This is a genomic window from Leifsonia sp. PS1209 (genome assembly GCF_012317045.1).
In the GTDB taxonomy this organism is placed as follows: domain Bacteria; phylum Actinomycetota; class Actinomycetes; order Actinomycetales; family Microbacteriaceae; genus Leifsonia.
Map to the genome: position 1 here is coordinate 2872250 of NZ_CP051154.1, position 25690 is coordinate 2897939.

General features: G+C 71.4%; 27 protein-coding genes. 14 read left to right on the top strand and 13 right to left on the bottom strand.

The genetic code is table 11. From position 1 onward, the window contains the following. Window positions 1-129 precede the first annotated feature (129 nt). Together msrB and HF024_RS13645 are read left to right on the top strand one after the other, a co-directional pair. On the top strand, window positions 130-537 hold the full coding sequence (gene msrB / locus HF024_RS13640; RefSeq protein WP_168689901.1) for a peptide-methionine (R)-S-oxide reductase MsrB: 408 nt from the start codon (window positions 130-132) through the stop codon (window positions 535-537). Next, window positions 534-1085: a nitroreductase family protein gene (locus HF024_RS13645; protein WP_168689902.1), complete on the top strand. Its 552-nt coding sequence runs from the start codon at window positions 534-536 to the stop codon at window positions 1083-1085. Before msrB ends, HF024_RS13645 begins: the two co-directional genes overlap by 4 nt. Here HF024_RS13645 and HF024_RS13650 read toward each other — a convergent pair. The 5 genes from HF024_RS13650 to pdhA form a co-directional block, all read right to left on the bottom strand. Then, entirely contained in the window at window positions 1069-2046 is a 978-nt protein-coding gene (locus tag HF024_RS13650; RefSeq protein WP_168689903.1) for a DMT family transporter, read from the bottom strand. The two genes, HF024_RS13645 and HF024_RS13650, sit on opposite strands and share 17 nt — an antisense overlap. A 60-nt stretch (window positions 2047-2106) precedes the next feature. Next, on the bottom strand, window positions 2107-2232 hold the full coding sequence (locus HF024_RS19990) for a hypothetical protein (protein ID WP_281727766.1): 126 nt from the start codon (window positions 2230-2232) through the stop codon (window positions 2107-2109). Window positions 2233-2316: 84 nt separating this feature from the next. After that, a complete protein-coding gene (locus HF024_RS13655; RefSeq protein WP_168689904.1) occupies window positions 2317-3657 on the bottom strand; it encodes a dihydrolipoamide acetyltransferase family protein in 1341 nt (446 codons plus the stop codon). Beyond that, window positions 3654-4682, bottom strand: coding sequence for an alpha-ketoacid dehydrogenase subunit beta (locus HF024_RS13660; protein ID WP_168689905.1), 1029 nt, complete (start codon window positions 4680-4682; stop codon window positions 3654-3656). Before HF024_RS13660 ends, HF024_RS13655 begins: the two co-directional genes overlap by 4 nt. Continuing rightward, window positions 4679-5791, bottom strand: a complete 1113-nt coding sequence (gene pdhA, locus HF024_RS13665) for a pyruvate dehydrogenase (acetyl-transferring) E1 component subunit alpha (protein WP_168689906.1) — start codon at window positions 5789-5791, stop codon at window positions 4679-4681. Before pdhA ends, HF024_RS13660 begins: the two co-directional genes overlap by 4 nt. A 128-nt stretch (window positions 5792-5919) precedes the next feature. On the opposite strand from pdhA, the gene HF024_RS13670 reads away from it, so the two are divergent. After that, a complete protein-coding gene (locus HF024_RS13670; RefSeq protein WP_085371283.1) occupies window positions 5920-6348 on the top strand; it encodes an Lrp/AsnC family transcriptional regulator in 429 nt (142 codons plus the stop codon). A gap of 17 nt (window positions 6349-6365) precedes the next feature. Here HF024_RS13670 and HF024_RS13675 read toward each other — a convergent pair whose 3' ends face one another. Then, on the bottom strand, window positions 6366-6764 hold the full coding sequence (locus HF024_RS13675) for a hotdog fold thioesterase (RefSeq protein ID WP_168689907.1): 399 nt from the start codon (window positions 6762-6764) through the stop codon (window positions 6366-6368). A gap of 126 nt (window positions 6765-6890) precedes the next feature. On the opposite strand from HF024_RS13675, the gene HF024_RS13680 reads away from it, so the two are divergent. The 4 genes from HF024_RS13680 to paaZ are packed head-to-tail and all read left to right on the top strand — an operon-like array spanning window position 6891 to window position 11852. Beyond that, window positions 6891-8075, top strand: a complete 1185-nt coding sequence (locus HF024_RS13680) for an acetyl-CoA C-acyltransferase (protein ID WP_168689908.1) — start codon at window positions 6891-6893, stop codon at window positions 8073-8075. Beyond that, complete coding sequence (locus HF024_RS13685; protein WP_168689909.1) at window positions 8072-8818, top strand: enoyl-CoA hydratase/isomerase family protein; 747 nt, start codon at window positions 8072-8074, stop codon at window positions 8816-8818. The genes HF024_RS13680 and HF024_RS13685 overlap by 4 nt, the downstream gene beginning before the upstream one ends. Further along, a complete protein-coding gene (locus HF024_RS13690) occupies window positions 8815-9786 on the top strand; it encodes a 3-hydroxyacyl-CoA dehydrogenase family protein (RefSeq protein ID WP_281727767.1) in 972 nt (323 codons plus the stop codon). The genes HF024_RS13685 and HF024_RS13690 overlap by 4 nt, the downstream gene beginning before the upstream one ends. Next, entirely contained in the window at window positions 9783-11852 is a 2070-nt protein-coding gene (gene paaZ / locus HF024_RS13695; protein ID WP_168689910.1) for a phenylacetic acid degradation bifunctional protein PaaZ, read from the top strand. Before HF024_RS13690 ends, paaZ begins: the two co-directional genes overlap by 4 nt. Window positions 11853-12101: 249 nt before the next feature. Here paaZ and HF024_RS13700 read toward each other — a convergent pair whose 3' ends face one another. The 3 genes from HF024_RS13700 to paaI form a co-directional block, all read right to left on the bottom strand. Then, the gene (locus tag HF024_RS13700) at window positions 12102-12698 is read right to left on the bottom strand and encodes a TetR/AcrR family transcriptional regulator (protein ID WP_085371277.1); all 597 of its coding nucleotides are present in this window, start codon (window positions 12696-12698) and stop codon (window positions 12102-12104) included. Window positions 12699-12763: 65 nt separating this feature from the next. Beyond that, window positions 12764-14089, bottom strand: a complete 1326-nt coding sequence (gene paaK, locus HF024_RS13705; RefSeq protein WP_168689911.1) for a phenylacetate--CoA ligase PaaK — start codon at window positions 14087-14089, stop codon at window positions 12764-12766. A 58-nt stretch (window positions 14090-14147) separates the two neighbouring features. Continuing rightward, window positions 14148-14567, bottom strand: a complete 420-nt coding sequence (gene paaI / locus HF024_RS13710) for a hydroxyphenylacetyl-CoA thioesterase PaaI (RefSeq protein ID WP_168689912.1) — start codon at window positions 14565-14567, stop codon at window positions 14148-14150. Between the two features lie 97 nt (window positions 14568-14664). Here paaI and paaA point away from each other — a divergent pair, with 97 nt between their 5' ends. From paaA to HF024_RS13745, 7 genes are all read left to right on the top strand, one after another. Then, window positions 14665-15627, top strand: coding sequence for a 1,2-phenylacetyl-CoA epoxidase subunit PaaA (paaA, locus tag HF024_RS13715; RefSeq protein WP_168689913.1), 963 nt, complete (start codon window positions 14665-14667; stop codon window positions 15625-15627). Further along, window positions 15624-15941 carry a 1,2-phenylacetyl-CoA epoxidase subunit PaaB gene (gene paaB, locus HF024_RS13720; RefSeq protein WP_168689914.1) on the top strand — a complete coding sequence of 106 codons (318 nt, stop codon included), beginning with the start codon at window positions 15624-15626 and terminating at the stop codon, window positions 15939-15941. Before paaA ends, paaB begins: the two co-directional genes overlap by 4 nt. After that, window positions 15938-16786: a 1,2-phenylacetyl-CoA epoxidase subunit PaaC gene (gene paaC, locus HF024_RS13725; RefSeq protein ID WP_168689915.1), complete on the top strand. Its 849-nt coding sequence runs from the start codon at window positions 15938-15940 to the stop codon at window positions 16784-16786. Before paaB ends, paaC begins: the two co-directional genes overlap by 4 nt. Beyond that, window positions 16783-17280, top strand: a complete 498-nt coding sequence (paaD, locus tag HF024_RS13730) for a 1,2-phenylacetyl-CoA epoxidase subunit PaaD (RefSeq protein ID WP_168689916.1) — start codon at window positions 16783-16785, stop codon at window positions 17278-17280. Before paaC ends, paaD begins: the two co-directional genes overlap by 4 nt. Then, on the top strand, window positions 17280-18368 hold the full coding sequence (gene paaE / locus HF024_RS13735) for a 1,2-phenylacetyl-CoA epoxidase subunit PaaE (protein WP_168689917.1): 1089 nt from the start codon (window positions 17280-17282) through the stop codon (window positions 18366-18368). The genes paaD and paaE overlap by 1 nt, the downstream gene beginning before the upstream one ends. 21 nt (window positions 18369-18389) lie before the next feature. Further along, window positions 18390-19160 (top strand): enoyl-CoA hydratase-related protein, encoded by a 771-nt coding sequence (locus HF024_RS13740; RefSeq protein ID WP_085371271.1) that lies wholly within the window; start codon window positions 18390-18392, stop codon window positions 19158-19160. Between the two features lie 97 nt (window positions 19161-19257). Beyond that, a complete protein-coding gene (locus HF024_RS13745) occupies window positions 19258-20646 on the top strand; it encodes an LLM class flavin-dependent oxidoreductase (protein ID WP_085371270.1) in 1389 nt (462 codons plus the stop codon). Window positions 20647-20834: 188 nt separating this feature from the next. Here HF024_RS13745 and HF024_RS13750 read toward each other — a convergent pair whose 3' ends face one another. The 4 genes from HF024_RS13750 to HF024_RS19680 form a co-directional block, all read right to left on the bottom strand. Further along, entirely contained in the window at window positions 20835-22070 is a 1236-nt protein-coding gene (locus tag HF024_RS13750) for an MFS transporter (protein ID WP_210723956.1), read from the bottom strand. Further along, entirely contained in the window at window positions 22067-22726 is a 660-nt protein-coding gene (locus HF024_RS13755; protein WP_168689918.1) for a GntR family transcriptional regulator, read from the bottom strand. Before HF024_RS13755 ends, HF024_RS13750 begins: the two co-directional genes overlap by 4 nt. Window positions 22727-22788: 62 nt before the next feature. Continuing rightward, window positions 22789-24129 (bottom strand): hypothetical protein, encoded by a 1341-nt coding sequence (locus HF024_RS13760; RefSeq protein ID WP_168689919.1) that lies wholly within the window; start codon window positions 24127-24129, stop codon window positions 22789-22791. A 66-nt stretch (window positions 24130-24195) separates the two neighbouring features. Further along, window positions 24196-25677: a M23 family metallopeptidase gene (locus HF024_RS19680; RefSeq protein ID WP_210724094.1), complete on the bottom strand. Its 1482-nt coding sequence runs from the start codon at window positions 25675-25677 to the stop codon at window positions 24196-24198. Between the last annotated feature and the right edge of the window lie 13 nt (window positions 25678-25690).

The following is a 25690-nucleotide window of genomic DNA, read 5'->3' on the forward strand; positions in this document are numbered from 1 at the left end:
TTCGCGGTTCATCCTATTTGCGGGTTTCTGTGTGTTGGCCTTTCGGCGCGCGGCGGTTCTCGGGACGAAACAGGGAACAGCGGTGCCCTCTCCTCCGTTTAGTGTGGAGAAACGACGAAAGGAACACGCATGGAGTACGACGTCGCCAAGAGCGAAGACGAGTGGCGCAAGGAGCTCAGCCCGGAGCAGTACGCCGTGCTGCGTGAGGCGGGAACAGAGCGGCCGTGGACGGGCGAACTGCTCGACGAGAGCCGCGCCGGCCTCTACACCTGTGCCGCCTGCGGAGCCGAGCTGTTCAAGTCGGGCACCAAGTTCGACTCCGGATGCGGCTGGCCCAGCTTCTACGAGTCCGTTCGCCCGGACGCCGTGCAGCTGCTCGAGGACAACAGCCTCGGGATGGTGCGCACCGAGGTCCGCTGCGCCACCTGCGGCTCGCACCTCGGGCACGTCTTCGACGACGGCTTCGGCACCCCGACCGGCGACCGGTACTGCATGAACTCGCTGTCCCTCAACTTCACCGAGGGCGAGCAGGCGTGACAGACCTGGTCGACGCCGTCGCCTCTCGTCGCTCGTACTCACGGGTGACGGAGGCGGCGCCGACCCACGAGGAGCTGCTCCCCCTGGTGGCGGCTGCCGGCCGGGTCGCCGACCACAGCGCCCTGCACCCGTGGCGCGTGATCGAGCTGCGCGGGGAGGCCCGCGACCGCCTCGGCGCCGCGTTCGCGAAGGACGCACGCGTCTCGGGCAAAGACGCGGAGAAGCTCGTCGCGAAGACCCACCGCGCCTCGCTGCTGCTGGCGATCGTCGCCGTGCGCAGCACAAGCGACAAGGTGCCGGGCTGGGAACAGGACGCCGTGGCATCCGGCGTCGCGCACATCCTGAGCCTGCTGCTGCACGATGCGGGCTGGGGCGTGATCTGGCGCACCGGTCACCACACCAGGTCGAAGGCCGTCCACGCGATGCACGGCCTGAAGAAGAACGAGCGACTGCTCGGCTGGCTCTACGTGGGTGGCATCCCGGACGGTTCCAAGGAGAGCCACCGCAAGGCTGTCGACCCCGAGCGCTACCTCACGACGCTTTCGTAGCGTCCCCGCGCCCGGCCGGGCTCCCCCACCGGATGCTCGCCACGGCCACCGCGACGAGCGCCAGCACGGTGCCGCCCACCGTCGACAGCGCCACGGGATGCGCGGCGCTCGGCGCCAGCAGGTCGAGCAGGAGCGCGGTCAGCAGCTGGCCGGCCACGGTGGCGAGACCGAGCACCAGCACGCCGAGCACCCGGACGAGCAGCGCGGCCCCCGCGATGAAGATGCAGCCGATCGCGCCGCCGACGTAGAGCCAGGGCTCCGTCGGCAGCGCGGTCGGCCAGCCGACGATGGACGCGTGGACGACCATCAGCACGACCAGGACCGTCGTGCCGACGACGAAGTTGATGAACGTGGCCGTCAGGGCGCTCTCCGCGACCACGCGGACCTGCCCGTTCACGGCCTGCTGCCAGCCGATGCCGAGTCCGGCGATCAGCGGGAGCGCCATCATCCAGACCGGGACGCCGCTGCCGAACTGGGACGAGACCGCCCAGGTGACGGCGACGAGGGCGAGCGCGGCCCCGACCACGCGTGCGGGCGTGAGTGCACGCTTGCCGCCTGCGCCGATCCCGATCCTGTCGAGGACGAGCCCGCTCACTGTCTGCCCCGCGACGATCGAGACGGTGAACAGGGCGACGCCGAGCACGGCGGCGGTGAGCCCCTGCGACAGCACGAGGAACGCGCCGGCCGCTCCTCCGCAGACGTACCACCAGCGCAGCTCCCGGCCGCGCAGGGCGCGCAGCACTCTGCCGAGGCCCCGTCGCCCGGCAGGAGCGACGGCGAGCGCGACGAGCAGGATGAGCAGGCCGGAGCCGAACGAGATGACAGCGGCGGTGAAGCCGTCGCCGATGCGCGCGCCCAGCTCGCCGTTGACGCGCGACTGGAGGGCGACACCCGCTCCGCAGACGACGGCGAAGACAATGGCCAGCCACACGGGGAAGGCCCGTCTCCTGTCAGCGTTCACCGATCAAGCCTAGAGGCAGGTGGCTCGTCGCTGCGCGACGCCGACGTCAGGGAACCGGGGTCAGGGGGCGGGCGCGTCGCCGTCCGCGGGGGTCGGGTGCGGCAGCCAGGGGATGTTCTCCTCCGGCGCCACCTCCTTCTCGATGGAGAGGTCGTAGTCGTCGTCTTCCGGCTTCTTGTCGGTCATGGCGACAGCGTACGCCCGGTCGGCCGGGGGCCGAAGGGGTGGGGCGGTGGCTCAGGCGGGCGGGCTGCTCAGGCGGGCGCCGTCTCAGGCGGGCGGGGCGTCGGCGAGCAGGGCGAGCGGGGACTCCATCGCGTCCGCGATGTCGCGCAGCAGCCCGGCCGCCACTCCGCCGTCTGTCACCCGGTGGTCGAAGACCAGCGAGAGCTGGGCGATGCGGCGGGGCACGACGGCGCCGTCGACCACCCACGGACGCTCGATCATCCGGCCGATGCCGAGGATCGCGACCTCGGGATGGTTGATGATCGCCGCGCTGCCGTCGACGCCGAGGCTGCCGTAGTTGTTGATGGTGAAGGTGGAGCCTGTCAGCTCGGCCGGGGCGAGCGAGCCGGCGCGGGCATCGGCGGTGAGCCTGTCGAACGCGCCGTCGAGCTCGCGGATGGTCATTCTGTCGGCGCGACGGACCACCGGGACCACCAGCCCGCGCGGCGAGTCGACGGCGAAGCCGAGGTTCACGCCGTCGAAGGTGTCGATCCCTGCGCCGTCGGCGGTGACGCGCCCGGCCAGCTCGGGACGCCGGGCGAGCGCCGCGAGCGTGAACCGGGCGACGAACGACAGGAGGGACGGGGTGCGGTCGCCGAAGCGCAGCCGGCGCCGCGCGTCCCAGAGCTCGGTGGCGTCGACGTCGACCCACACGGTCGCCTCGGGGATCTCGGACCTGCTGCGGGTCATGTTCGCGGCGACGGTGCGGCGGAACAGCGAGAACGGGGTGGATGCGCGGAGCGCGAGGCCCGTGCGCTGGTCGACGGTGGGTGCCGCGGTGGCGGGTGCGACGGTGGCAGGCGCTGCGGTGGCCGGTGCGGTGTCCGCGGGAGAGGTCGCTGCGAACGCCGCCTCCACGTCGCGGCGGGTGATCACGCCGCCCTCGCCCGTCGGCCGCACCGTGGACAGGTCGATCCCGTGCGTGCGCGCGAGCGTGCGAACCACCGGCGAGATGACCGCCACCGGCCCGGACCTGGCGGGTGTCAGCGTGGACGACGGCATGGTCGTGCGGCGCACCCTGCGGTGTCCGGAATGGCGCAGCTCGGTGGTGCCATAGCCGACGAGGACGTTGCCGGAGCCTCCGGTGGACCCACCCGTGGATCCTCCCGTGGCCTCCGGGTCGGGCGCGGGGACCGCATCCGGTTGCTGCTCCGTGACCTCGATCAGCGGGGCTCCGACGGCGAGCGCCTCCCCCTCCTCCCCGTGCAGCGCGGCGACGACACCCCAGAACGGCGACGGCACCTCCACGACCGACTTGGCCGTCTCCACCTCGGCGATCGGCTGGTCGACGGCGACCGCGTCTCCGACGGCGACGAGCCAGCGGACCAGCTCGGCCTCCGTGAGTCCCTCTCCGAGGTCGGGCAGGCGGAAGACCTGGGCGCTCATGCGTCCTCCCACTGCAGGTCGTCGACCGCGTCGAGGATGCGGTCGACGCCCGGCAGGTAGAACTTCTCCAGCTTGGGCGGCGCGAACGGGGTGTCGAAGCCGGTCACCCGGCGCACGGGAGCTTCGAGCACGTGGAAGCAGCGCTCCGAGACGCGGGCGGCGATCTCGCTGGCCATGCTGGCGAAGCCGGGCGCCTCCGCGATCACCACGGCGCGACCCGAGGACCGCACGGCGGCGCACACCGTCTCGTCGTCGAACGGCACCAGGCTGCGCAGGTCGACCACCTGCAGACTGCGGCCCTCCTCCTCCGCCGCCTCGGCTGCGGCGAGCGCGACCGGCACGCTCGGGCCGTATGCGATGAGCGTCGCGTCCGTGCCCTCCCTGGCGATGCGCGCGGAGCCCAGCTGCGGGAGCGGCGCCGTGACGTCGACCTCGCCCGTCGACCAGTACAGCTTCTTCGGTTCGAGGAACACCACGGGGTCCGGCGAGGCGATGGATGCGCGGAGCAGACCGTACGCATCCTGCGGGTTGGCCGGCGAGACCACGGTGAGCCCCGGTGTATGGGCGTAGTACGACTCCGACGAGTCCGAGTGGTGCTCGACGCCGCCGATGCCGCCCGCGTACGGGATGCGGATCACCATCGGCAGCCGCACGGCCCCCTTGGTGCGGTTTCCCATCTTGGCGACGTGGTCGACGATCTGCTCGAACGCCGGGTACGCGAACGCGTCGAACTGCATCTCGACCACCGGCCGCATCCCGTTCATGGCCATGCCGACGGCGCTGCCGACGATGCCGGCCTCCGCGAGAGGGGTGTCGAAGCAGCGGGTCTCGCCGAAGCGGGCCGCGAGGCCGTCGGTGATGCGGAAGACGCCGCCGAGCACGCCGACGTCCTCGCCGAAGACGAGGACGTCCGGATCGGTGTCCAGGGCGTCGGCGAGCGCGCGGTTGATGGCCTGGGCCATCGACATCGTTGTCGTGGCCGGAGCCGTGCCGTGGTCGGCCGGGGCGTCGTGCATGAGCGTCATCGGGCTGCCTCCTGGTCTGCGTTTCCTGCTTGCTGCTGGCGGGCGAGCTCGTCGGCCAGCTGCGCGGCCTGCTCCGTGAGCTGCGGGGTCTGCGTGGCGTAGACGTGGGCGAACAGGTCCTCCGGATGCGGTTCGGCCTCCGCGTTGATCGCCGCGCGCAGGTCGCTGGCGACCCGCTCCGCGTGGGCCTGCAGCTCGACCTCGTCTCCGTCGCTCAGCGCATTCATCCCCCGCAGCCAGGTGCGCACCCGCACCAGCGGATCGCGGGCGAGCCACGGGGTGACCTCGTCGTCGCTGCGGTAGCGGGTGGCGTCGTCGGCGTTGGTGTGCGACTGGATGCGGTAGGTCAGCGCCTCCACGAGCGTCGGGCCTCCGCCGTCCCGGGCCTCGTCGACGGCTTCGCCGAGCACGGCGAGCAGGGCGGCGAGGTCGTTGCCGTCGACCTGGCGGCCGCGCATCCCGTAGCCGACGCCCTTGTGCGCGATGCTCGGCGCAGCGGTCTGCCTGCTGAGCGGCACGGAGATGGCGTAGCCGTTGTTCTGCACGAGAAAGACGACGGGCAGGTGGAAGACGGCGGCGAAGTTCAGAGCCTCGTGGAAGTCGCCCTCGCTGGTCGCGCCGTCCCCGCAGATGGCGAGGACGACGGTGTCCTCCCCGCGCATCCTGGCCGCGTGCGCGAAGCCGACGGCGTGCAGCAGCTGGGTGGCGAGCGGGGTGGCCTGCGGGGCGACGTTGTGCTCGTGCGGGTCGTAGCCGGAGTGCCAGTCTCCGCGCAGCAGCAGGAACGCGTCGAACGGGTCGACGCCGCGCGTGATGACCGCAACGGTGTCACGGTAGGTGGGGAACAGCCAGTCCTGGTCGCCGAGCACCATCGCCGCCGCGACCTCGCAGGCCTCCTGGCCGTGCGACGACGGATAGACGGCCAGGCGGCCCTGGCGCACCAGAGCGTTGGCCTGGTCGTTGATCCGGCGGCCGATGACCAGCTTGCGATAGCCGTCGAGCATCCGCTCGGTGGACGGGGTGGGGTACTGGTCGTCCTCGTGGGACGAACCATCCTGATCGATCAGCCGCACCGGGGTGGCGCGCGGCAGCAGGTCGTCGGCGTGCATCCGTTCTCCTTTGAAAGACGTCGCTGTCTCTCAGAATGACTCGGCTGGATTCGCTGCGCCAGATGTCCGCCGTTTTCGAGACGAATGGGTGCAGATAGGCGATGTGCGTGTCAAACTGTCTGACAGACATGGACGACATCGACACCCGCATCCTCGACGCGCTCCGCGCCGACGGCCGCGCCTCCATCACCGCGGTCGCCGAGGCGGCGCACGTCTCCCGCGCGAACGCGTACACCCGGCTCTCGCGGCTGATCGAAGACGGCGTGATCACCGGGTTCACGGCGAAGGTCGACCCCCGGCTCTCCGGGCGCGCGTCGTCGGCCTACGTGACGATGCGGGTGGAGCAGGCGTCGTGGCACGAACTGCGGGACACCCTGCGCGCCATCCCGGAGGTGGAGCACTTCGCCCTGGTCGGCGGCGACTTCGACGTGATCCTGCTCGTGCGGGCGCGCGACAACGAAGACCTGCGCAGGGTGGTGCTGGAGGAGCTGCCGGCGATCCCGTCCGTGCGGGATACGAAGACGTCGCTGGTGTTCGAGGACCACGACCTGCGCTGAGGCCGCTGCCGGGCCTGCTACTCGGGCTTGTCCAGGATCAGGTTGGTGATCCTCGCGGTGCAGAGGCGGTTGCCGTCCTCGTCGGTGACGACGATCTCGTGGGAGGCGACCGTGCGGCCCAGCCGGATGGCCGTGGCGACGCCGGTGACCAGGCCGCTGCGGGCCGAGCGATGGTGCGTGGCGTTGATGTCGACGCCCACAGCGGTGCGTCCGGGACCCGCGTGGATGACGGCCGCCCAGGATCCGAGTGCCTCGGCGAAGGCGACGGAGGCCCCGCCGTGCAGCAGCCCGAACGACTGGCGGTTGCCCTCCACCGGCATCGTGGCGACCACGCGCTCCGCCGACTGCTCCAGGATGCGGACGCCCATCTTCTCGTCCAGTTCGCCGAGGTGGATGGTCCAGTCGCCGTCGCTCATGCGCCACAGCATACCGGCGGAGTTGTGGTGAGCGGCCGCGTCTGAAAAGATTACTTCCTGAACGTTCGGTCGGTAATTCTGGCCGACGTCGCTCGATGGCGAACGACAGGAAGACGGGGCAGCACGATGACCGAGGCCTACCTGGTCGGCGGAGTCCGCACGGCGGTCGGACGGTACGGCGGAGCCCTCAGCGGCGTGCGCCCGGACGACCTGGCCGCCCTCGTCGTCGCCGAGGCCGTGCGCCGCGCGGGCGTCGACCCGCAGACCATCGACGAGGTGATCCTCGGCGCGGCCAACCAGGCGGGAGAGGACAACCGCAACGTCGCCCGCATGGCCGCGCTGCTCGGCGGGCTGCCGGATGCGGTGCCGGGCGTCACGGTGAACCGGCTCTGCGCATCCGGGCTCTCGGCGGTCACGATGGCGGCGCAGGCGGTGCGGGCCGGCGACGCGGACATCGTCGTCGCGGGCGGTGTCGAGTCGATGACGAGGGCGCCGTGGGTGCAGGGCAAGCCGGAACGCGCGTTCGCGAAGCCGGGCCCGCAGTTCGACACCTCCATCGGCTGGCGGTTCACCAACCCGCGCTTCCTCGATCGCGACAAGGCGACGTACTCGATGCCGGAGACGGCGGAGGAAGTCGCGCGCATCGACGGCATCAGCAGGGAGGACGCCGACGCGTTCGCGCTGCGCAGCCACCAGCGCGCGGCGGCGGCGACGGGCGCCGGACGGTTCGCCGAGGAGATCGTGCCGGTGCAGACGCCCCGCGGCTCCGTCACGGCCGACGAGAGCATCCGGCGCGACACGACTCTGGATGCGCTGGCCGGGCTGCGTCCAGTGGTGGCCGGCGGCAGCGTGGTCACCGCCGGCAACGCGTCACCGCTCAACGACGGAGCGTCCGCGATCGTCGTGGCGAGCGCTGACGCCGTCGCCCGGTACGGGCTCACGCCGCGGGCGCGCGTGGTCGTCGGCACGAGCGTCGGCGTCGCTCCGGAGATCATGGGGCTCGGACCGGTGCCCGCTGTGAACAAGGCGCTCGAACGCTCCGGCCTGGAGCTCGGGCAGCTGGGCAGCATCGAGCTGAACGAGGCGTTCGCGAGCCAGGCGCTCGCGTGCATCCGGCGGCTGGGGCTCGACGAAGACCGCGTCAACGCCGACGGCGGAGCCATCGCGCTCGGCCACGCGCTGGGTTCGAGCGGCTCGCGGCTGCTGGTGACGCTGCTCGGCCGGATGGAAAGGGAAGGCTCGCAGTACGGGCTCGCCACGATGTGCGTGGGCGTCGGGCAGGGTGCGGCGATGATCGTGGAGGCAGCATGAACGGGATGCGCACCCTCCTGGTCGAGGAGGCGGACGACCGCGTCGTCGTGCGGCTGAATCGGCCGGAGACCAGGAACGCGATCGACCAGCGGATGGTCGACGACCTGCACGAGGTGTGCGCCGCCCTGGAGGCGGAGCCGCGCATCCTGATCGTAACCGGCGGAGACGGCGTGTTCGCGTCCGGTGCGGACATCGCCGAGCTGCGCGAACGCACGGCCGCCGACGCGCGCCTCCTCATCAACGCCACGGTGTTCGGCAGGATCGCCGCGCTGCCGCTGCCCGTGATCGCCGCACTCGACGGCTATGCGCTCGGCGGAGGGGCGGAGCTGGCGTACGCGGCCGACTTCCGCATCGGCACTCCCCGGCTGCGCATCGGCAACCCGGAGACCGGACTCGGGATCATCGCAGCAGCCGGTGCGCTCTGGCGGCTGGCCGAGCTGGTCGGCGAACCGCTGGCGAAGGAGATCGTGCTGGCCGGACGCATCCTGAACGGCGAGGAGGCGCTGGCCGCGCGGCTCGTCACCGAACTGCACGAACCGGATGCGCTGCTCCCCGCCGCGCACGCGCTCGCCGACCGCATCGCCGCCAACGACCGGCTGGCGACGCGCTACACCAAGGCGGTGTTCCACGCGCCGCGCTCCGAGCATCCGGCTGCGGAGGCGGACGCACAGGCGGTGCTGTTCGAGTCGCCGGAGAAGCAGCGCAGGATGACGGCGTTCCTGGAGCGGAGGCGCCGAGCGTGAGCGGCGTGCCGGAGCAGGCGGGGGTGCCCGAGCGGGTCGGCGTGCTCGGCGGAGGGCGGATGGGCGCGGGAATCGCGCACGCGTTCCTGCTGGCGGGTGCGACCGTGACGGTGGTCGAGCGCGACGGCGAGGCGGCCGACGCCGCGCGGGCGCGCATCCGGAGTGCCGTCGACGCCTCGGTGCAGCGAGGCACTACCACGCTCGGCGCCGACGACCTGGAGGCGCGGCTCGTGACCGCGACCGACGTGGGCGGGTTCGCCGACTGCGGCCTGGTGATCGAGGCGGTGCCGGAGGACCGGTCACTCAAAGCGGACGCGCTGCTCCGGGCGGAGAGCGCCATCGCCGAGGGCGCCGTGCTCGCCAGCAACACGTCGTCCATCTCCATCGACGAGCTGGCCTCCGACCTCCGCTCCCCCGGCCGCTTCCTCGGGATGCACTTCTTCAACCCCGTTCCCGCGTCTGCGCTCGTCGAGGTCGTCACCGGCTCCGCGACGCTGCCCGAGGTGGTCGAGGCGGCCCAAGGCTGGGTCTCCGCGATCGGCAAGACGCCGATCACCGTCGCGGACGCCCCCGGCTTCGCCTCGTCGCGCCTCGGCGTCGCGCTCGGGCTGGAGGCGATCCGGATGCTCGAAGACGGCGTCGCGAGCGCCGACGACATCGACGCGGCGATGGTCCTCGGCTACAAGCATCCGGTCGGGCCGCTGCGGCTCACCGACCTGGTGGGTCTGGATGTGCGGCTCGGCATCGCCGAGTACCTGCACGAGCACCTGGGCCCGCGCTTCGAGCCGCCGACGCTGCTGCGCACGATGGTCGCGGAGGGGCGGCTCGGGCGGAAGTCCGGGCGCGGCTTCTACGACTGGCCGGATGCGCAGGGCGCGCCCACCAGCGCCACGCCGGCCACCACCGCCACCACCACCCCAGCCACAACCACCACTCCCACCACAGCCACACCGGAGGTTCACCGATGAGCCAGCACGACATCCTGCCCAGCTACGTGATGGGCGGGTGGTGGACGCCGGCCGAGGCGGACGCCGCCGACGCCGCGGAGGTGCGCGACGCATCCACTGGCAAGCTCGTCGCCCGGGTGAGCACCGCCGGGCTCGACCTGGCCGGAGTGCTCGACTACGCCCGCACCGTCGGGCAGGCATCGCTCGGCGAACTCACCTTCCATCAGCGGGCGGTGCTGCTCAAGCAGTTCGCCCAGGCGTTGACCGCGCGGAAGGACGAGCTGAACGCACTGTCGAGCAGGGCGGGCGCGACGAAGGCAGACTCCTGGATCGACATCGACGGCGGCATCGGCGTGCTGTTCACCTTCTCGTCGAAGGGACGCCGCGAACTGCCGAACGGTCAGGTCTACCTGGACGGTCCCGTCGAGTCGCTCTCGGCGGACGGGTCGTTCCTCGCCAGACACATCTACACCCGGCTGCCGGGCGTCGCCGTGCAGATCAACGCGTTCAACTTCCCGGTCTGGGGTGCGCTGGAGAAGTTCGCGCCCGCGTTCCTCGCCGGGGTGCCGACCGTCGTGAAGCCCGCGACGCCGACCGGCTACGTCGCCGAGGCGATGGTGCGCATCCTGGACGAGACCGGGCTGCTGCCCGCCGGTTCGCTGCAGCTGGTGTCCGGCGGCGTCCCCGACCTGTTCGAGCACCTGCGGCTCGGCGACATCGTCGCGTTCACGGGATCGGCGTCGACCGCGGAGAAGCTGCGCGCGCACGACTCGGTGCAGACCGGTGGGGTGCGGTTCACGAGCGAGACGGACTCGATCAACGCGTCGGTGCTCGGCGCGGACGCCGGGGCGGGCACGCCGGAGTTCGACGCGTACGTGAAGCAGCTGGTGACCGAGCTGACGGCGAAGTCGGGCCAGAAGTGCACCGCGATCCGCCGCGCCATCGTGCCGGCCGCGGTGGTCGGCGACCTGGTTGATGCTGTGCGAGACCGCATCCGGCAGCGGGTGGTGATCGGAGACCCGCGCGCGGACGGCGTGACGATGGGGCCGCTCGCGTCCCTCGCGCAGCGGGACGAGGTGCTGCGCCAGGTGCACAAGCTGGTCGACGCGGGCGGCGAGATCGTCGTCGGCGACCTCGCGACCCCCGACGTGCTGCGTGCCGACGGCACGACCGGACCGGCGGACGACGGCGCGTTCGTCGCGCCCCTCCTGCTCCGCTTCGCCGACCCCGACGTGGATGCGGTGCACACGGTCGAGGCGTTCGGCCCCGTCGCGAGCATCCTGAGCTACGACAGCACCGAGGAGGCCGTGCGCCTGGTCGCGCGCGGCGGAGGCTCGCTCGTCACCAGCGTCGCGACCCACGATCCGGCCATCGCGCGCGAGCTGGTGGGCGGGATCGCCGCCTCCAACGGCCGCGTGCTGCTGCTCGACCGCGACGATGCGCGCACCTCCACCGGCCACGGCTCCCCAATGCCGCACCTCGTGCACGGCGGACCGGGCAGGGCAGGAGGCGGCGAGGAGCTGGGCGGCATCCGGGCGGTGCTGCACCACATGCAGCGCACCGCGATCCAAGGAACGCCCGAGCTGCTGACCGCGGTGACCGGCGTGTGGCACCAGGGGGCGACGGCGAGCGCCGAGGGGGTGCACCCGTTCCGCAAGGCGCTGTCGACCCTGACCATCGGCGACCAGGTGGAGTCGAAGAGCCGCCGGGTGACGCTCGACGACATCGAGACGTTCGCGACGTTCACGGGCGACACCTTCTACGCGCACATGGACGAGGAGGCGGCGGCCGCCAACCCGTTCTTCCCCGGCCGGGTGGCCCACGGCTACCTGCTCGTGTCCTGGGCGGCCGGTCTGTTCGTCGACCCGGCGCCCGGCCCGGTGCTCGCGAACTACGGACTAGAGAACCTGCGCTTCCTCACGCCAGTGGTGCCGGGCGACAGCATCCGGGTGACGCTGACGGCCAAACAGATCACCCCGCGCGAGACCGACGAATACGGCGAGGTGCGCTGGGACGCTGTCATCCACAACCAGCACGACGAGACGGTGGCGACCTACGACGTGCTGACGCTGGTGGCGAAGGAGTAGCCGCCGCTCCGAGCGGAGTTCCGCCGCGCCACGCCGCGCTCACCTCCGCTCATGCGGAGATCCCGCGCGATCCGGCCCACATCTCCGCAGCAGCGGAGACTCCGCGCCACCAGCACCTCCCGCAATACGCCGCCCGAAACTCCGCTTGAACGGAACCGCGACGGGATGCGTCGCTCGAACTCCGCTAGAACGGAACGTTCGGCGGCGTGGCGTGGCAGGACTCCGCTGGAGCGGAGCGCGGAGGCGCGGCTACGGCACGCGGAGGCCGTCGAGGGCGACGGTCAGCACGTCGGCGGCGAGCTGCTCGGCGTCTTCCGGGCCGCCGGGGCGATACCACTCGGCGATCGAGTTGATCATGCCGAAGAGGAGGCGGGAGACGATGCCGGGGTCGAGGTCGGCGCGCAGGGAACCCTCGTCGCGGGCCTCGACCACGAGAGCCGCGACCGCCCTGTCGAAGGCGCGGCGGCGGGACAGTGCCGCCCGCTCCACCTCGGTGTTGCCGCGCACGCGCAGCAGCAGTGTCACGTACGGCAGCTTGTCGACGAGCACGCGCACAGCGCCGCGCAGCACGTGGGCGAGACGGTCGGCGGCAGGGCCGGTGGTCGCGCCGCTCTCCGCCAGCACGCCCTCCAGGCTGTCGAGGGCCTCGCCGAGGGCCAGCTCCAGCAGTTCGTCCTTGGACGAGACGTGGTGGTAGATGGCCGACTTGGACAGGCCGAGACGTTCGGCGAGCATCCCGATGGAGGTGGCGTCGTAGCCGTGCTCGTTGAACGCCGCGACGGAGACCTCGAGGATGCCGCGCTGGTCGTAGCCGGGGCGGCCCCGTCGGATCTCGGTCTCAGTCATGACTCCCCAGTCTGGCACGCGACGCCCACGCCGGATGCTGGCACGCGACGCTCGCGCCGCGACGCCTACCGCAGGTCGTACAGCCGCTTCTGCTTGCCGGCGCTCGGCTCCAGCGTGCCCGGTTCCTCGAGTGCGACGTTCACGGTCACGCCCACTCTCTCCTTCACCCGCTGCACGAGCAGCGCGCAGGCCCGGTCCGCCGCATCCAGACTCGCGCCAGGACGGGACTCGATGCGCACCGTCAGCACATCCAGGGAGGCCGGCCGGGTGAGTTCGAGGACGAAGTGCGGGGAGAGGTCGTCGATGCCGAGCACCAGTTCCTCGATCTGGGTCGGGAACAGGTTCACCCCGCGCAGGATGATCATGTCGTCGTCGCGGCCCGTCACCTTCTCCATCCGGCGCATCCCGGGCCTGGCGGTGCCGGGGAGCAGCCGGGTGAGGTCGCGGGTGCGGTAGCGCAGCACGGGGAAGGCCTCCTTGGTGAGGCTGGTGAAGACCAGCTCGCCCGGACTGCCGTCCTGCAGCACGGCGCCGGACTCCTGGTCGACGACCTCCGGCAGGAAATGGTCCTCCCAGATGTGCGGGCCGTCCTTCGTCTCCAGGCACTCGCTGCCGACGCCCGGACCCATCACCTCGCTGAGGCCGTAGATGTCGAGGGCGTCGATGCCGAGCCGTTCCTCCAGTTCGAGGCGCATGGCGTTGGTCCACGGCTCCGCACCGAGCACGGCGGCGCGCAGGCTGGTGGAGCGCGGGTCGATCCCGGCCTCCACCATCGCGTCTGCGATGGTGAGCAGGTAGCTGGGGGTGCAGAGGATCACGTCGGGCTCGAAGTCCTGGATGAGCTGCACCTGCTTGGCGGTCTGGCCTCCCGACATCGGGATGACCGTCGCGCCCAGCTTCTCGATGCCCGCGTGCGCGCCGAGGCCGCCGGTGAACAGGCCGTACCCGTACGCGTTGTGCACGCGCATCCCTGGCCGGACGCCCGCGGCCCGCAGCGAGCGCGCGACGAGCGACGCCCAGCGGTCGAGGTCGCCGGCGGTGTAGCCGACGACCGTCGGGCGTCCCGTCGTGCCGGAGGAACAGTGGATGCGCGCGATCCGCTCCGTGGGCACGGCGAACATCCCGAACGGGTACGTCTGCCGCAGGTCGTCCTTGGTGGTGAACGGGAGCAGCGCCACGTCGTCGAGGGTGCGGATGTCGGCGGGGCGGACGCCGGCCGCATCCAGTTTGGCGGTGTAGAGCGGCACGTTCTCGTATGCGTGGCGCACGGTCCACTGCAGCCGTTCGAGCTGCAGGGCGCGGAGGGCGTCGCGGTCGAGGCGTTCCTCCTGGTCGAGTTCGTCGGCCGCCGGTGGGCGGAAGGCCGGCGTGGTCGGTGTCGTCGTCGGCATCGGGACCTCCGTGGTGCTTCAGGTGGATGGGTGGTGCGTGGTGGTGCTGCGCCCGGCGTCAGGCCGTGCGCGTGGTCTTGTGGCTGCGGCCGCGGAACTCCGCGACGGGTCGGCCGTCGTCGTCGGTCACGGTCACGTCGTAGACGCCGGTGCGTCCGGCCCGTGCCCGCACGCGTGCCGTCGCGGTGAGGGTCTGCCCGGATGTGGTCGGCGCGAGGAAGACGATGTCTGCTCCGGCGGCGAGCGTGATCCGCTCGTCCTCGTTGCAGGCGATGGCGAACGCCGTGTCGGCGAGCGCGAAGACGAAGCCGCCGTGGGTGACGTCGAAGCCGTTCAGCATGTCGTCGCGGACGAGCATCCTGACTCTGGCGCTGCCGGGCTGCGACTCCTCGACCACCATGCCGAGTGCCCGGGATGCGCGGTCGCGCGCCATCATCGCCTCGGCCGCGGACGAACCTTGCGCGGGCGCCTGCGTCATTCCGACCTCCTCGTCGCCGGTCCTGCGGCGTTTGCCGGACCGTGAGCCAGACTATATACTAACCGAACGATCAGTTAGTAATTCGGAAGGGTCGACGATGACCATCACGGCAGAGCCGCTCCCCCAGGAGAGCACACCGGAAGAGGCGCGCTTCGCCGAGCTCCTCGACACCGACTCGCGGGTCGAGCCGCGCGACTGGATGCCGGAGGCATACCGCAAGACCCTCATCCGGCAGATGTCGCAGCACGCGCACTCCGAGATCATCGGGATGCAGCCGGAGGCCAACTGGATCAGCCGCGCCCCGAGCCTCAAGCGCAAGGCCATCCTGATGGCCAAGGTGCAGGACGAGGCCGGTCACGGCCTGTACCTCTACTCGGCCACTCAGACGCTCGGGATCACCCGCGACGAGATGACGGAACAGCTCATCGCTGGCAAGGCGCGATACTCGTCGATCTTCAACTACCCCACGCTCAGCTGGGCGGACATGGGCGCGATCGGCTGGCTCGTCGACGGCGCAGCGATCTGCAACCAGGTGCCGCTGTGCCGGGCGTCGTACGCCCCGTACGGCCGGGCGATGGTCCGCATCTGCAAAGAGGAGTCCTTCCACCAGCGGCAGGGCTTCGAGATCCTGCTCACGCTGATGCGCGGAACGGAGGCGCAACAGCAGATGGCCCAGGATGCGGTGAACCGCTGGTACTGGCCGTCGCTGATGATGTTCGGACCGCCGGACGACGACTCGCCCAACTCGGCCAGGTCGATGGCGTGGAACATCAAGCGGTTCTCCAACGACGAGCTTCGCCAGCGGTTCGTCGGGATGCTCGTTCCGCAGGCCGAGGTGCTCGGCGTCACGCTGCCGGACCCCGACCTGCGCTGGAACGAGGAGCGCCAGGCGTACGACCTGGGCGAGATCGACTGGACCGAGTTCCAGGAGGTGCTCGCCGGGCGCGGCCCGTGCAACGCCCAGCGGATGCAGCGCAGGCGCGAGGCGCACGAGGACGGACGCTGGGTGCGCGAGGCTGCTGCCGCGTACGCCGCCAAGCAGTCCGGAGAGGCGGCATGATGCCCGCCCCGGGAACCCCGGACGCCGGGCACGCCGAGGTGTGGCCGCTCTGGGAGGTGTTCGTACGGTCGAGCCGCGGCCTCAGCCACGTGCACGTCGGGTCGCTGCACGCCCCGGACGAGACGATGGCCGTGCGCAACGCCCGCGACCTGTACACGCGCCGCAGCGAAGGGGTCTCGATCTGGGTGGTGCCGTCCGACGCGATCACCGCCAGCGACCCGGATGCGAAGGGCGCGTTCTTCGAATCGCCCGCCGGGAAGAACTACCGGCACGCCACCTACTACACCGAGAGCGAGGGGGTGAAGCACCTGTGAGCGAACCCGGCACCGCATCCGGACAGGACACCGAGCTGGAACACGGCCACGTCGAGCTCTCCGCCGTCACCCTCGACAGCGAGTTCATCGCGGGCGACGAGGTCGCGACCCCCGACATCGCCGAGTACGCCCTGCGGCTCGGCGACGACTCCCTCGTGCTCGCCCAGCGGCTCGGCGGCTGGATCTCCCGCGCCCCCGAGCTGGAGGAGGACGTCGCCCTCGGCAACATCGCCCTCGACCTGCTCGGGCACGCCCGGTCGCTCCTGCGCTACGCGGGCACGGCATCCGGTCGGTCGGAGGACGACCTCGCATACTGGCGCGACGAGCACGAGTTCCGCTCCGCGCACCTGATGGAGCAGCCGAACGGCGACTTCGCGCACACCATCGTGCGGCAGTTCGCCGTGGCGCACTATCTGTTCGAGCTGTACGCGCGGCTGCGGGCATCGTCCGACCCCGTGCTCGCCGCCATCGCGGCGAAGGCCGTGAAAGAGGTGGACTACCACCGCGACCACGCCGACCAGTGGATGCTCCGCCTCGCGCTCGGCACCGACGAGTCGCGCCGCCGCACCGTCACCGCCCTGTCCGACCTGTGGCCGAACGTCGACGAGCTCTTCACCGACGACGAATTGTTCGACCGGCTGGAGGACGTGGCGCCGCGACCGTCGTCGCTGCGGCCGGCGTTCGACGTGAGCATCCGGCCTGTTCTCGACGAGACCGGCCTCGAACCGCCGGCCGTGTTCTCCGCCTCGGGCGGCGGCAGACACGGACGGCACTCCGAATACCTGGGACCGCTGCTCGCCGAGATGCAGGTGCTCGCCAGGCAGTTCCCCGGGGCCACCTGGTGAGCGGCCACTTCGCCGACGCGCACCAGGCCTGGGCCGTCGCCGCCTCCGTCGTCGATCCCGAGGTTCCCGTGCTCACGATCGACGACCTGGGGGTGCTGCGCGAGGTCACCGTCACCGACGACGGCGTCAACGTGGTCGTCACCCCGACGTACAGCGGCTGCCCGGCGATGGAGACGATCCGTGCGGACGTCGTCCGGGCGCTCAGTGCGGCGGGCTTCGGCCCCGTCACCGTGCGCCTCGCCCTCGCCCCCGCCTGGACCACCGACTGGATCAGCGACAAGGGCAAGGCGGCGCTGGCAGCGTTCGGCATCGCGCCGCCGACCGGGGCCGCACCGGCGGTGGACGGGCCGGTGCGCATCCGGATGGCCGTGAAGTGCCCGAACTGCCAGTCGCTCGACACCCGCGAGGTCTCGCACTTCGGCTCGACGTCCTGCAAGGCGCTGTACGAGTGCTCCGCCTGCGGGGAGCCATTCGACTACTTCAAGGTGCTGTGATGGCGCGCGCCCGTTTCCACACGCTCGCCGTCGCGGACGTGCGGCCCCTCACAGCGGCCAGCGTCGAGGTGACGTTCGCGGTGCCGGACGAGCTCCGCGGCGAATACGACTACCAGCCGGGGCAGCACGTCGCCCTGCGCGCCACCGTCTCCGGCCGCGAACTGCGCCGCAGCTATTCGATCTGCCGCCCTCCAACGGCCGGGAGCATCAGCGTCGCCATCAAGCGCGACCTGGGCGGGGCGTTCTCCACCTGGGCGACCAGCGAGCTGAAGGCGGGAGACCGGATCGACGTGATGAGCCCGCAGGGCACCTTCACCACCGACCTCGCCGCGCTGGACGGGAAGCACATCGTCGGGATCGCGGCCGGTTCGGGCATCACGCCGCTGATGGCGCTCGCGCACAGCATCCTGTCGGCGTCGGAGACCTCGCAGTTCACGCTCGTCTACACGAACAGGACGGCGATCGACGTCATGTTCCTCGAAGAGCTGGCCGACCTGAAAGACCGGTTCCCCTCCCGGCTCGCGCTGCACCACGTGCTCTCCCGCGAGCAGCGTTCCGCTCCTCTTCTCTCCGGCCGCATCGACGACGAGCGGTTCCGCAGGATGCTCGACGTGCTCATCCCGCCCACGACCGTCGACGAGTGGTTCCTGTGCGGTCCGTTCGAACTGGTGCAGCTGTGCCGGGATGTGCTCGAATCGGTGGGCGTCGACCGCTCGCACATCCGGTTCGAGCTGTTCACCACCGGCGAGCCGACGCAGGTCACCGGAGACGCCGGGCATCCGGTGATCGCACGCGAGGGCGACAAGACGGTGCAGATCGAGTTCACGCTCGACGGCCAGACCTCCACGGTGGACACCCCGGTGGACGCGAACGAGTCCGTGCTCAACGCCGCACTGCGGGTGCGACCGGATGTGCCGTTCGCGTGCGCAGGCGGGGTGTGCGGCACCTGCCGGGCCCGGCTGGTCAGCGGGGACGTGCGGATGACGGAGAACTACGCGCTGGAGCCGGAGGAGCTGGAGCGCGGATACGTGCTCACCTGCCAGTCGCATCCACTCACCGACCGCGTGGTGGTCGACTATGACGGATAGCACCGCGCGGAGGGAGCGCCGATGATCGACCTCACCATCACGGACAGCATCGCCAGGATCACGCTGAACGCCCCGGAGAAGCTGAACGCGCTCGACGAGACGGGCCTGCGCGAACTCTCCGCCGCATACGGCGAGGCCGAGGCGGCCGGCGTGCGCGCCCTCGTGCTCACCGGCGCGGGGCGCGCGTTCTGCGCGGGGCGAGACATCGCCGGAGTGGATGCGGCGACCGACGACGTGAGCGGATACCTCGACGGCCTGGTCACGCCGCTGCTGCGCCGGATGAGCGCCTTCCCCGCGCCGACCTTCGCCGCTGCGCAGGGCGCATCCCTCGGCGTCGGGCTCGGGCTTCTCCTGGCGACCGACGTGGTCTACGTGGCGGAGGACGCCAAGATCGGCTCGCCGTTCGCCGCGCTCGGCGCACTGCTCGACTCGGGAGGGCACTCGCTCTTCGTGACGAGGCTGGGGCCGCACAAGGCCCTCGACCTCATCTACACCGGGCGGCTGATGAGCGGGACGGAGGCGGTGGCGTCCGGCCTGTTCAGCAGGGCACTTCCCGCCGACGAGCTGCAGACCGCCGTGTCCGCTGCTGCCGAGACGGCGGCATCCGGAGCGACAGCGGCGCTGCTGGCCAGCAAACGGATCGTGGCGGCCATCCGGGACGGCGAGCTGGCGCTGTGGGATGCGGTCGCCGCGGAGAACCGTGCGCAGGCCGAACTGCGCGACACGGCCGACTACCGCGAGGGGTTCGCGGCGTTCCAGCAGAAGCGCCGGCCGCAGTTCCGCGGGGAGTGACGCGCGGGGTGACTCTGACGCATCCCGTCGCGAGTCGTTCGTTACGTCACGTTGCGGCGCACGTGCATCCCGGGCCGTCGTCGCGCATTCTGGCTTCATGACCCGTCAGATCCGATTCAACGCCTTCGACATGAACTGCGTCGCCCACCAGTCCTCCGGCATGTGGCGACACCCGGACGACCAGGCCTGGCGGTACAAGGACCTCACGTACTGGACCGAGCTGGCCAAGCTGCTGGAGCGCGGCGCGTTCGACGGCATCTTCATCGCGGACGTGCTCGGCACCTACGACGTCTACGGCGGCTCCAACGAGGCGGCCATCCGGCACGGCGCACAGGTGCCCGTGAACGACCCCATCCTGCTGGTGTCGGCGATGGCGCTCGTCACCGAGCACCTCGGATTCGGGATCACGGCCGGAACGGCGTACGAGCACCCGTACCCGTTCGCCCGCCGCATGTCGACGCTCGACCATCTGACCAACGGACGCGTCGGCTGGAACGTCGTCACCGGCTACCTGCCCTCCGCCGCGCGCAACATGGGCCACGACGACCAGCTGCAGCACGACGACCGCTACGACCAGGCCGACGAGTACCTCGAAGTGCTCTACAAGCTGTGGGAAGGCTCGTGGGAGGACGACGCCGTGATCCGCGACCGCGAATCCGGGGTGTTCACCGACCCGTCGAAGGTGCACGAGATCGGCCACCAGGGCAAGCACTTCACGGTGCCGGGCATCCACCTGTCCGAGCCGAGCACCCAGCGCACGCCGGTGATCTACCAGGCAGGCGCCTCCAAGCGCGGCATCTCGTTCGCGGCGGAGAACGCCGAGGCGATCTTCGTGGCAGCCTCCACCAAGGAGGGGCTGAAGGAGACGGTCGCCAAGCTGCGGGATGCGCTCGAAGCCGCCGGCAGGGACCGGTACGCCGCACGCATCTACACCCTCCTCACGATCATCACCGACGAGACCGACGAGAAGGCGCAGGCGAAGTTCGAGGACTACCTGCAGTACACGAGCGACGAGGGCGCGCTGGTGTTCATGTCCGGCTGGATGGGCGTCGACCTGTCGCAGTACGACCTGGACGAGCCCATCGGCAACGTCAAGAGCAACGCCATCCAGTCTGCCGTGGCCAACTTCCAGCGGCCGAACGCCGACGGCGGTGAGTGGACGGTGCGCGACATCGGCCGCAACGGCGTCATCGGCGGGCTCGGCCCGTTCATCGTCGGCGGGGCCGTGAGCATCGCCGACCAGCTGCAGGAGTGGGTCGACGAGACGGACGTGGACGGGTTCAACCTCGCGTACGCGATCACACCCGGCACGTTCGAGGACATCGTCGAGTTCGTCATCCCGGAGCTGCGGAAGCGCGGTGCATACCCGGAGGAGTACGTGGAGGGCAGCCTGCGCCACAAGCTGCACGGCGCGGGCGACCGCCTGCCGGAGAACCACCGCGGCGCCCGCTACCGCATCGGGGCCACGGCGGCCGCGCAGCAGTAGAATCCCCTGTCTGTCTACCGCTCGACGGCAGACGGACGGACAATCACCGCAAGGCGGCACAGGGCTTCAATGCGCCGACCCCACGTGGCGCCGGACGCGCGGGTAACGCTCCGGCGCCGCGGCGTGTGCGGCGGGGCCGGGCGGATGCGCGCCGGCGGCCGCGCGGGCTGCACCAGCCGTCGTGCTTGTCAGGCGCCGATGGCCGGGGTGGGCGCCGTCGGCGGGTGCGGCAGGTGCTTCGTGTACGAGGCAAGCAGCAGCAGGGCGGACAGCGCGGCCAGCACGACGAGGGCGATGAACAGGCCGATCGTGCTGAGCGGCGGGGTGATCGCCGCCATGATCGTCGGCACCAGGAAGCCGGCGTACGCGACGGCGTAGAACATCCCGGTCAGCCCGGCGAGGTCGCGGGGCGTCGCGATGCGCTGCACCTCCAGCAGCCCGGACACCAGGGCGACGCCCATGCCGGCGCCGAGCACCACGCTCGCCGCGGCGCCCAGCCACAGCGATCCCCACGCGACGGCGCCGGTGAGCACCACCAGTCCCGCCGCGATGATGACGAGCGCCGCCACCAGGCCGCGCGCGCTGGAGACGGAGTGCAGCCGCTTCGCGATCGGCTGCACCAGCGACGCGACGCCGAGCGCCACCACCGTCAGCACCGTCGCGTATCCGAGGCCCCACTCACCGGTCTGCTTCGCCAGCAGCACGGGGAGGTAGCCGTATGCCAGGGCGGCGGCCGCGAAGATCCACGGCGCCGCGACGATCACCACACGCCGGAACCGCTTGTGCCCTGCGCCCGGGATGCGCAGCTGCGCCACGAGCGGACCGCGCTCACCGCCGTTGGTCGCGGTCTCCGGTGCGCGCAGCACCAGCCACGCGAACGGCAGGGTCAACAGGATGTGCACGGCGAACGGCAGCTCCTCGCCGAGCGGGGTGAACTGGGCGATCCCTCCGGCGACGAGCGCGCCGGTGGCCGAGCCGAGGGTGAAGGCGAGGGAGGAGCGTCGTGCGCCTGCCGCCGCATCCACCCCCGGCTCGAACCGTGGGGAGGACACCTCCTTCATCCAGCTGGTGCCCACCGCCATCGCGATGCCGACGGTGATGCCGGAGAGTAAGCGGCCAATGTAGATCGGCACGGGCCCGAACGTGCCGAGCGCGAGGCTCGCGCTCGCCAGCACGGCGGTGAGCACGCCCACGAGCATGAGCGGCCTCCTGCCGTGCCGGTCGGAGAGCGGCCCCGCGATGAGCAGGGCGGGCGCGAGACCGAGCACGTACACGCCGAGGAACATGTTGACGGTCAGCTCGGAGTAGTGCTGGACGTCCTTGTACATCAGCAGCAGCGGGCTGAACTGGTTGCCGCACCAGGAGCAGAAGAACATCAGCGCGAACACGATGCGCCACGGCGGCGCCTGCGTCGTGCGGCTCACAGCGCCCCCTGGTTCCTTGCGATGTGGGCGCGCAACTGCTCGTCGAACGCGGCGCTGCCGCTGTTGCCGGTGCCGTCGTCGCCGTCGCCGTTGCCGTCGCCCAGCGCGGCGAGCAGCGCCTCGTGGTCGGCGAGCGAGTCGGCGAGCGTGCCGGGCCGCACTCGGAACAGCTGGTGCCGGATGCGCTGCTGCCTGTCCCTGAGCATCCCGAAGAAGTGCACGGCCAGGTCGTTGCCCGACGCTTCCACGATCGCGGCGTGGAACCACTGGTCGGCCTCCACGAACCGCTCGACGTCGTCCGCGGCGATGGCGGCGCGCTGCTCGGTGAGCGCGTCGTCGAGGGCCGTCAGCAGCGTCTCGTCGGGACCGCCCGCATCCAGGATGCGGCGTGCGGCTCCCACCTCGATGACCTCGCGCAGGTCGAGCACGTTCTGCGCCTCCCTCGGCGGCATCGGCGTCACGACGGCGCCGCGCCGGGACTCCAGGGTGAGCAGCCCCTCGGCGGCGAGACGCAGGAACGCCTCGTGCACCGGCGTGCGGCTGACGCCGAGCTCCGCACCGACCTGGGCCTCGCTGAGGAGCGCGCCTCCGGGCGCCGTCCCGCTGAGGATGAGTCGTTTGGTGGTGGCGTACGCAAGCTCTGCCGCGGGGATCATGGCCCCAGTCTACGCGCTTGCATGCAAGCTTGCGTACAAGCCCCGGCTTGCGCGAATGCCGTTCAGCTCACACGCGCCGAGAGCAGCCTGCGTACCGCGGCGAGCGGGATCGGCACCCACGACGGCCGGTGCCGTGCCTCGTACGTCACCTCGTACACCGCCTTGTCCAGCTCGAACGCGTCGAGCAGCTGCTGGTGTTCCGCCAGGGCCGGTCCTGCGACCGAGGCGTACCCGTCGAGGTACGCCTGCCGTGCCCTGGCCGCCCATGCGCTCGCGTCGATCGGCGGCTCCCGCCTGGCCAGCGACCCGGCGACGTAGTCGAACGAGCGCAGCATTCCCGCCACATCCCGCATCGTCGCATCCGGGATCGCTCGCTCGGACAGCGGCCGCAGCGGCTCCCCCTCGAAGTCGATGAACTGCCAGCCTCGCTCCGGCGAGTACAGCACCTGCCCGAGGTGCAGGTCGCCGTGGATGCGCTGCAACAGTGGATGCGGCTCCTCGGCGGCCACCTCGTACACCGCCGCGATCCCCGCCCGCAGCTCAGCCACCTCCGGCACTTCGCTGGACGTGATCGTGAGGCGCTGGAACATCCCGTCGAGGGCGAGCGCCACGTCGTCCCGCGTCGCGGTCTTCGTCGGGAGCGCCTGGGCGAGCGACAGGTGCAGCTCGGCCGTCCCAGCTCCGAGCGCCCACGCCCGCTCGGCGAAGTCCTCTCCCCGCTCCGCCGCGCTCACCGCGAGCTCCCAGCCGTCCTCCGCTCCGGTGAGGAAGTCCTGCACGAGCGCCAGCTCACCCGATGCGCGGCCGGCGCCGGTGGGCGACGGCCAGCTGCCGGTCAGCCAGCCGAGCAGCGCCGGGGTGCGCAGCGATCCGCCGGCCGTCAGCGCGGCCAGGGTCGACACATCCGGGTTCTCGCCGTCTTGCACGACCCGGAAGACCTTGATGAGCGCGAGCCTGCCACCCTCCAGCTCGCCCACGATCGACGTGTTGGACTGCTCGCCGGTGAGCTTGCGAGACGACCGGACCACGATGGGCGCGCCGAGCGTGTGGCCGAGCGCGTCCGCGTCCCTGCCGTCGACGCCGAGCGCCCCGTCCATCAGCGCGACGAGGGCGGCGACGTACGCTTCCTCGTCCGGGCCGTCGTAGAGGTAGCGGCCGCCCGCCTCGCCGATGAGCGCGGTGGGGTCGCCGTCCGCCCGCGGTCTGGCGACGACGGGCACCTGGTAGACGCGCGGCGTGCGCGGCGCGTCGTCGGCGAAGAAGTGCGTGACGATGCGCACGTCATCGTCCGCGTGTCCGGTCTCGAAGGACGCCAGCAGCCGCAGGCGCGGTTCGACGCTCTTGGTCGAGTACCAGCGCTGGCGCCGCATCCATGACCCGACGAGCTCGGTGAGTTCGGTCATATTTGCACCGTACGCCCGCGGGACGGAAAACCGCGAGACCACCCTGGCAACACGGAGGAACGCGTTTCAGCGGGTGCCGAGCACCACGCCTCTGGCGGCCATGAACGGCATCGGGTCGATCTGCAGACCGTTCACCCGCACCTCGAAATGCAGGTGGCATCCAGTGGATGCTCCCGTGCTGCCGACGAGCGCGATCGGCTGCCCGGCCTGCACGGTCTCGCCCACGGTGACGCCGATCCCGCCGTCGACGATGTGACCGTACGCGGTATCGACGCCGCCCCCATGGTCGATCATCACGAAGTTCCCGTACGAGCCGTTCGGCCCGGCCGCCACGACGGTGCCCGCCGACGCCGCGACGATGGTGGACCCGCATCCGGCGCCGATATCGTCGCCGGGGTGGAACAACGCCGTCCCGGCCGGGCGGGACGGGCGAGGGCCGAAGCCGTCGGTGAGCGGCCCGTGCACGGGGAGCACCCAGCCGGTGACGCCGACGGGGACGTTCACCAAGGCCTGCCAGCCGACCCCCGCCGCCTGCAGCGTGGGCATGGATGCGAGTGCGGACTCCGCGGTGTCGACCGCCGCCTGCGCGTCGGCGACCGCCTGCTCGCTGCCGTCGAGGTCGACGCCGTCCGCCGTCTGCTGCGCCTCGTCGGCCCTGTCGCGCAGGGCGGCGGCGCGCTCGGCGTCGCGCTTCGCGGCGGTCATCGCGGCCTCCCGGTCGGCGGTGACCGAGCGGAACCGATCCACAGCGCCCAGCTTGTCGAGCAGGTTGCCCGGGCTGGCGAGCGCTGCGGTCAGCGGGTCCATCGTCAGCGACCGCGACCCCTGCGACCGGATGAGGGCGGTCGCGAACCCGGCGGACTGCTCGGCCTGCTGCTTCGCCGCCTTCGCCTGGGCGGCGAGCGCGTCAGCGGCGGCCACGGCCTGGTCCTTCTCGCGCTGCACACCGCGCGACGCCTCTGTGGCGTCGGAGAGGGTCTGCTGGGCGGAAGCCAGATCGCTCGCGAGCTGGGCGGCCTGCTGAACCTGAGAATCGTCGAGGGTGACGCCGTTGTCGAAGACCGGGGACGGTTCGAGCGGGACCTGGTCGGTGGGAGCGGGATCGGTCGGAGGCGGGGTGGGGGTCGGCGTGGGAGTCGGTGTCTTGGTGGGCGTGGGGGTCGGAGTCGGTGTTGGCGTGGGGGTGGGTGTCTGGGTGGGCGTGGGAGTCGGGGTCGGCGTGGGTGTTGGTGTTGGTGTCTCGGTCGGCTTCGGGGTGGGGGTGGGCGTCGGCGTGGGGCTCGTCGTCGAGTCGTCCGGGTCACCGTGGCCGGTGGAGGGGGTGGGCGATGGGGTCGGCGCCGGTGTGGGTGTTGAGGTCGAGCATCCGGTGTCGTCGGCGTCGCATCCCGCGGCGAAGGCCGTCTGCTGGGTGCCGAAGATCAGAGAGAGTGCGACGACGGCGACGGCGCCGATCCTGCCCGCGCTCGCCTGGCCGCGGCCGCGATCGCCGCGGCGCGGACGTTCGCGTCGTGACCACTGCTCAGCGTGTTTCGGAGCTCTTCGCATCGTCACGCGGGCG

What these genes read in the sequence shown, in the direction of transcription:
- HF024_RS13760 (WP_168689919.1), bottom strand. Translation starts at nt 24,129, where the DNA reads ATGACCGAACTCACCGAGCTCGTCGGGTCATGGATGCGGCGCCAGCGC.
- HF024_RS13680 (WP_168689908.1), top strand. Translation starts at nt 6,891, where the DNA reads ATGACCGAGGCCTACCTGGTCGGCGGAGTCCGCACGGCGGTCGGACGG.
- paaA (WP_168689913.1), top strand. Translation starts at nt 14,665, where the DNA reads ATGACCATCACGGCAGAGCCGCTCCCCCAGGAGAGCACACCGGAAGAG.
- HF024_RS13655 (WP_168689904.1), bottom strand. Translation starts at nt 3,657, where the DNA reads ATGAGCGCCCAGGTCTTCCGCCTGCCCGACCTCGGAGAGGGACTCACG.
- msrB (WP_168689901.1), top strand. Translation starts at nt 130, where the DNA reads ATGGAGTACGACGTCGCCAAGAGCGAAGACGAGTGGCGCAAGGAGCTC.
- HF024_RS19680 (WP_210724094.1), bottom strand. Translation starts at nt 25,677, where the DNA reads ATGCGAAGAGCTCCGAAACACGCTGAGCAGTGGTCACGACGCGAACGT.
- paaB (WP_168689914.1), top strand. Translation starts at nt 15,624, where the DNA reads ATGATGCCCGCCCCGGGAACCCCGGACGCCGGGCACGCCGAGGTGTGG.
- HF024_RS13685 (WP_168689909.1), top strand. Translation starts at nt 8,072, where the DNA reads ATGAACGGGATGCGCACCCTCCTGGTCGAGGAGGCGGACGACCGCGTC.
- HF024_RS13670 (WP_085371283.1), top strand. Translation starts at nt 5,920, where the DNA reads ATGGACGACATCGACACCCGCATCCTCGACGCGCTCCGCGCCGACGGC.
- pdhA (WP_168689906.1), bottom strand. Translation starts at nt 5,791, where the DNA reads ATGCACGCCGACGACCTGCTGCCGCGCGCCACCCCGGTGCGGCTGATC.
- HF024_RS13755 (WP_168689918.1), bottom strand. Translation starts at nt 22,726, where the DNA reads ATGATCCCCGCGGCAGAGCTTGCGTACGCCACCACCAAACGACTCATC.
- paaE (WP_168689917.1), top strand. Translation starts at nt 17,280, where the DNA reads ATGGCGCGCGCCCGTTTCCACACGCTCGCCGTCGCGGACGTGCGGCCC.
- HF024_RS13740 (WP_085371271.1), top strand. Translation starts at nt 18,390, where the DNA reads ATGATCGACCTCACCATCACGGACAGCATCGCCAGGATCACGCTGAAC.
- HF024_RS13745 (WP_085371270.1), top strand. Translation starts at nt 19,258, where the DNA reads ATGACCCGTCAGATCCGATTCAACGCCTTCGACATGAACTGCGTCGCC.
- paaI (WP_168689912.1), bottom strand. Translation starts at nt 14,567, where the DNA reads ATGACGCAGGCGCCCGCGCAAGGTTCGTCCGCGGCCGAGGCGATGATG.
- HF024_RS13675 (WP_168689907.1), bottom strand. Translation starts at nt 6,764, where the DNA reads ATGAGCGACGGCGACTGGACCATCCACCTCGGCGAACTGGACGAGAAG.
- HF024_RS19990 (WP_281727766.1), bottom strand. Translation starts at nt 2,232, where the DNA reads ATGACCGACAAGAAGCCGGAAGACGACGACTACGACCTCTCCATCGAG.
- paaK (WP_168689911.1), bottom strand. Translation starts at nt 14,089, where the DNA reads ATGCCGACGACGACACCGACCACGCCGGCCTTCCGCCCACCGGCGGCC.
- paaZ (WP_168689910.1), top strand. Translation starts at nt 9,783, where the DNA reads ATGAGCCAGCACGACATCCTGCCCAGCTACGTGATGGGCGGGTGGTGG.
- HF024_RS13700 (WP_085371277.1), bottom strand. Translation starts at nt 12,698, where the DNA reads ATGACTGAGACCGAGATCCGACGGGGCCGCCCCGGCTACGACCAGCGC.
- HF024_RS13660 (WP_168689905.1), bottom strand. Translation starts at nt 4,682, where the DNA reads ATGACGCTCATGCACGACGCCCCGGCCGACCACGGCACGGCTCCGGCC.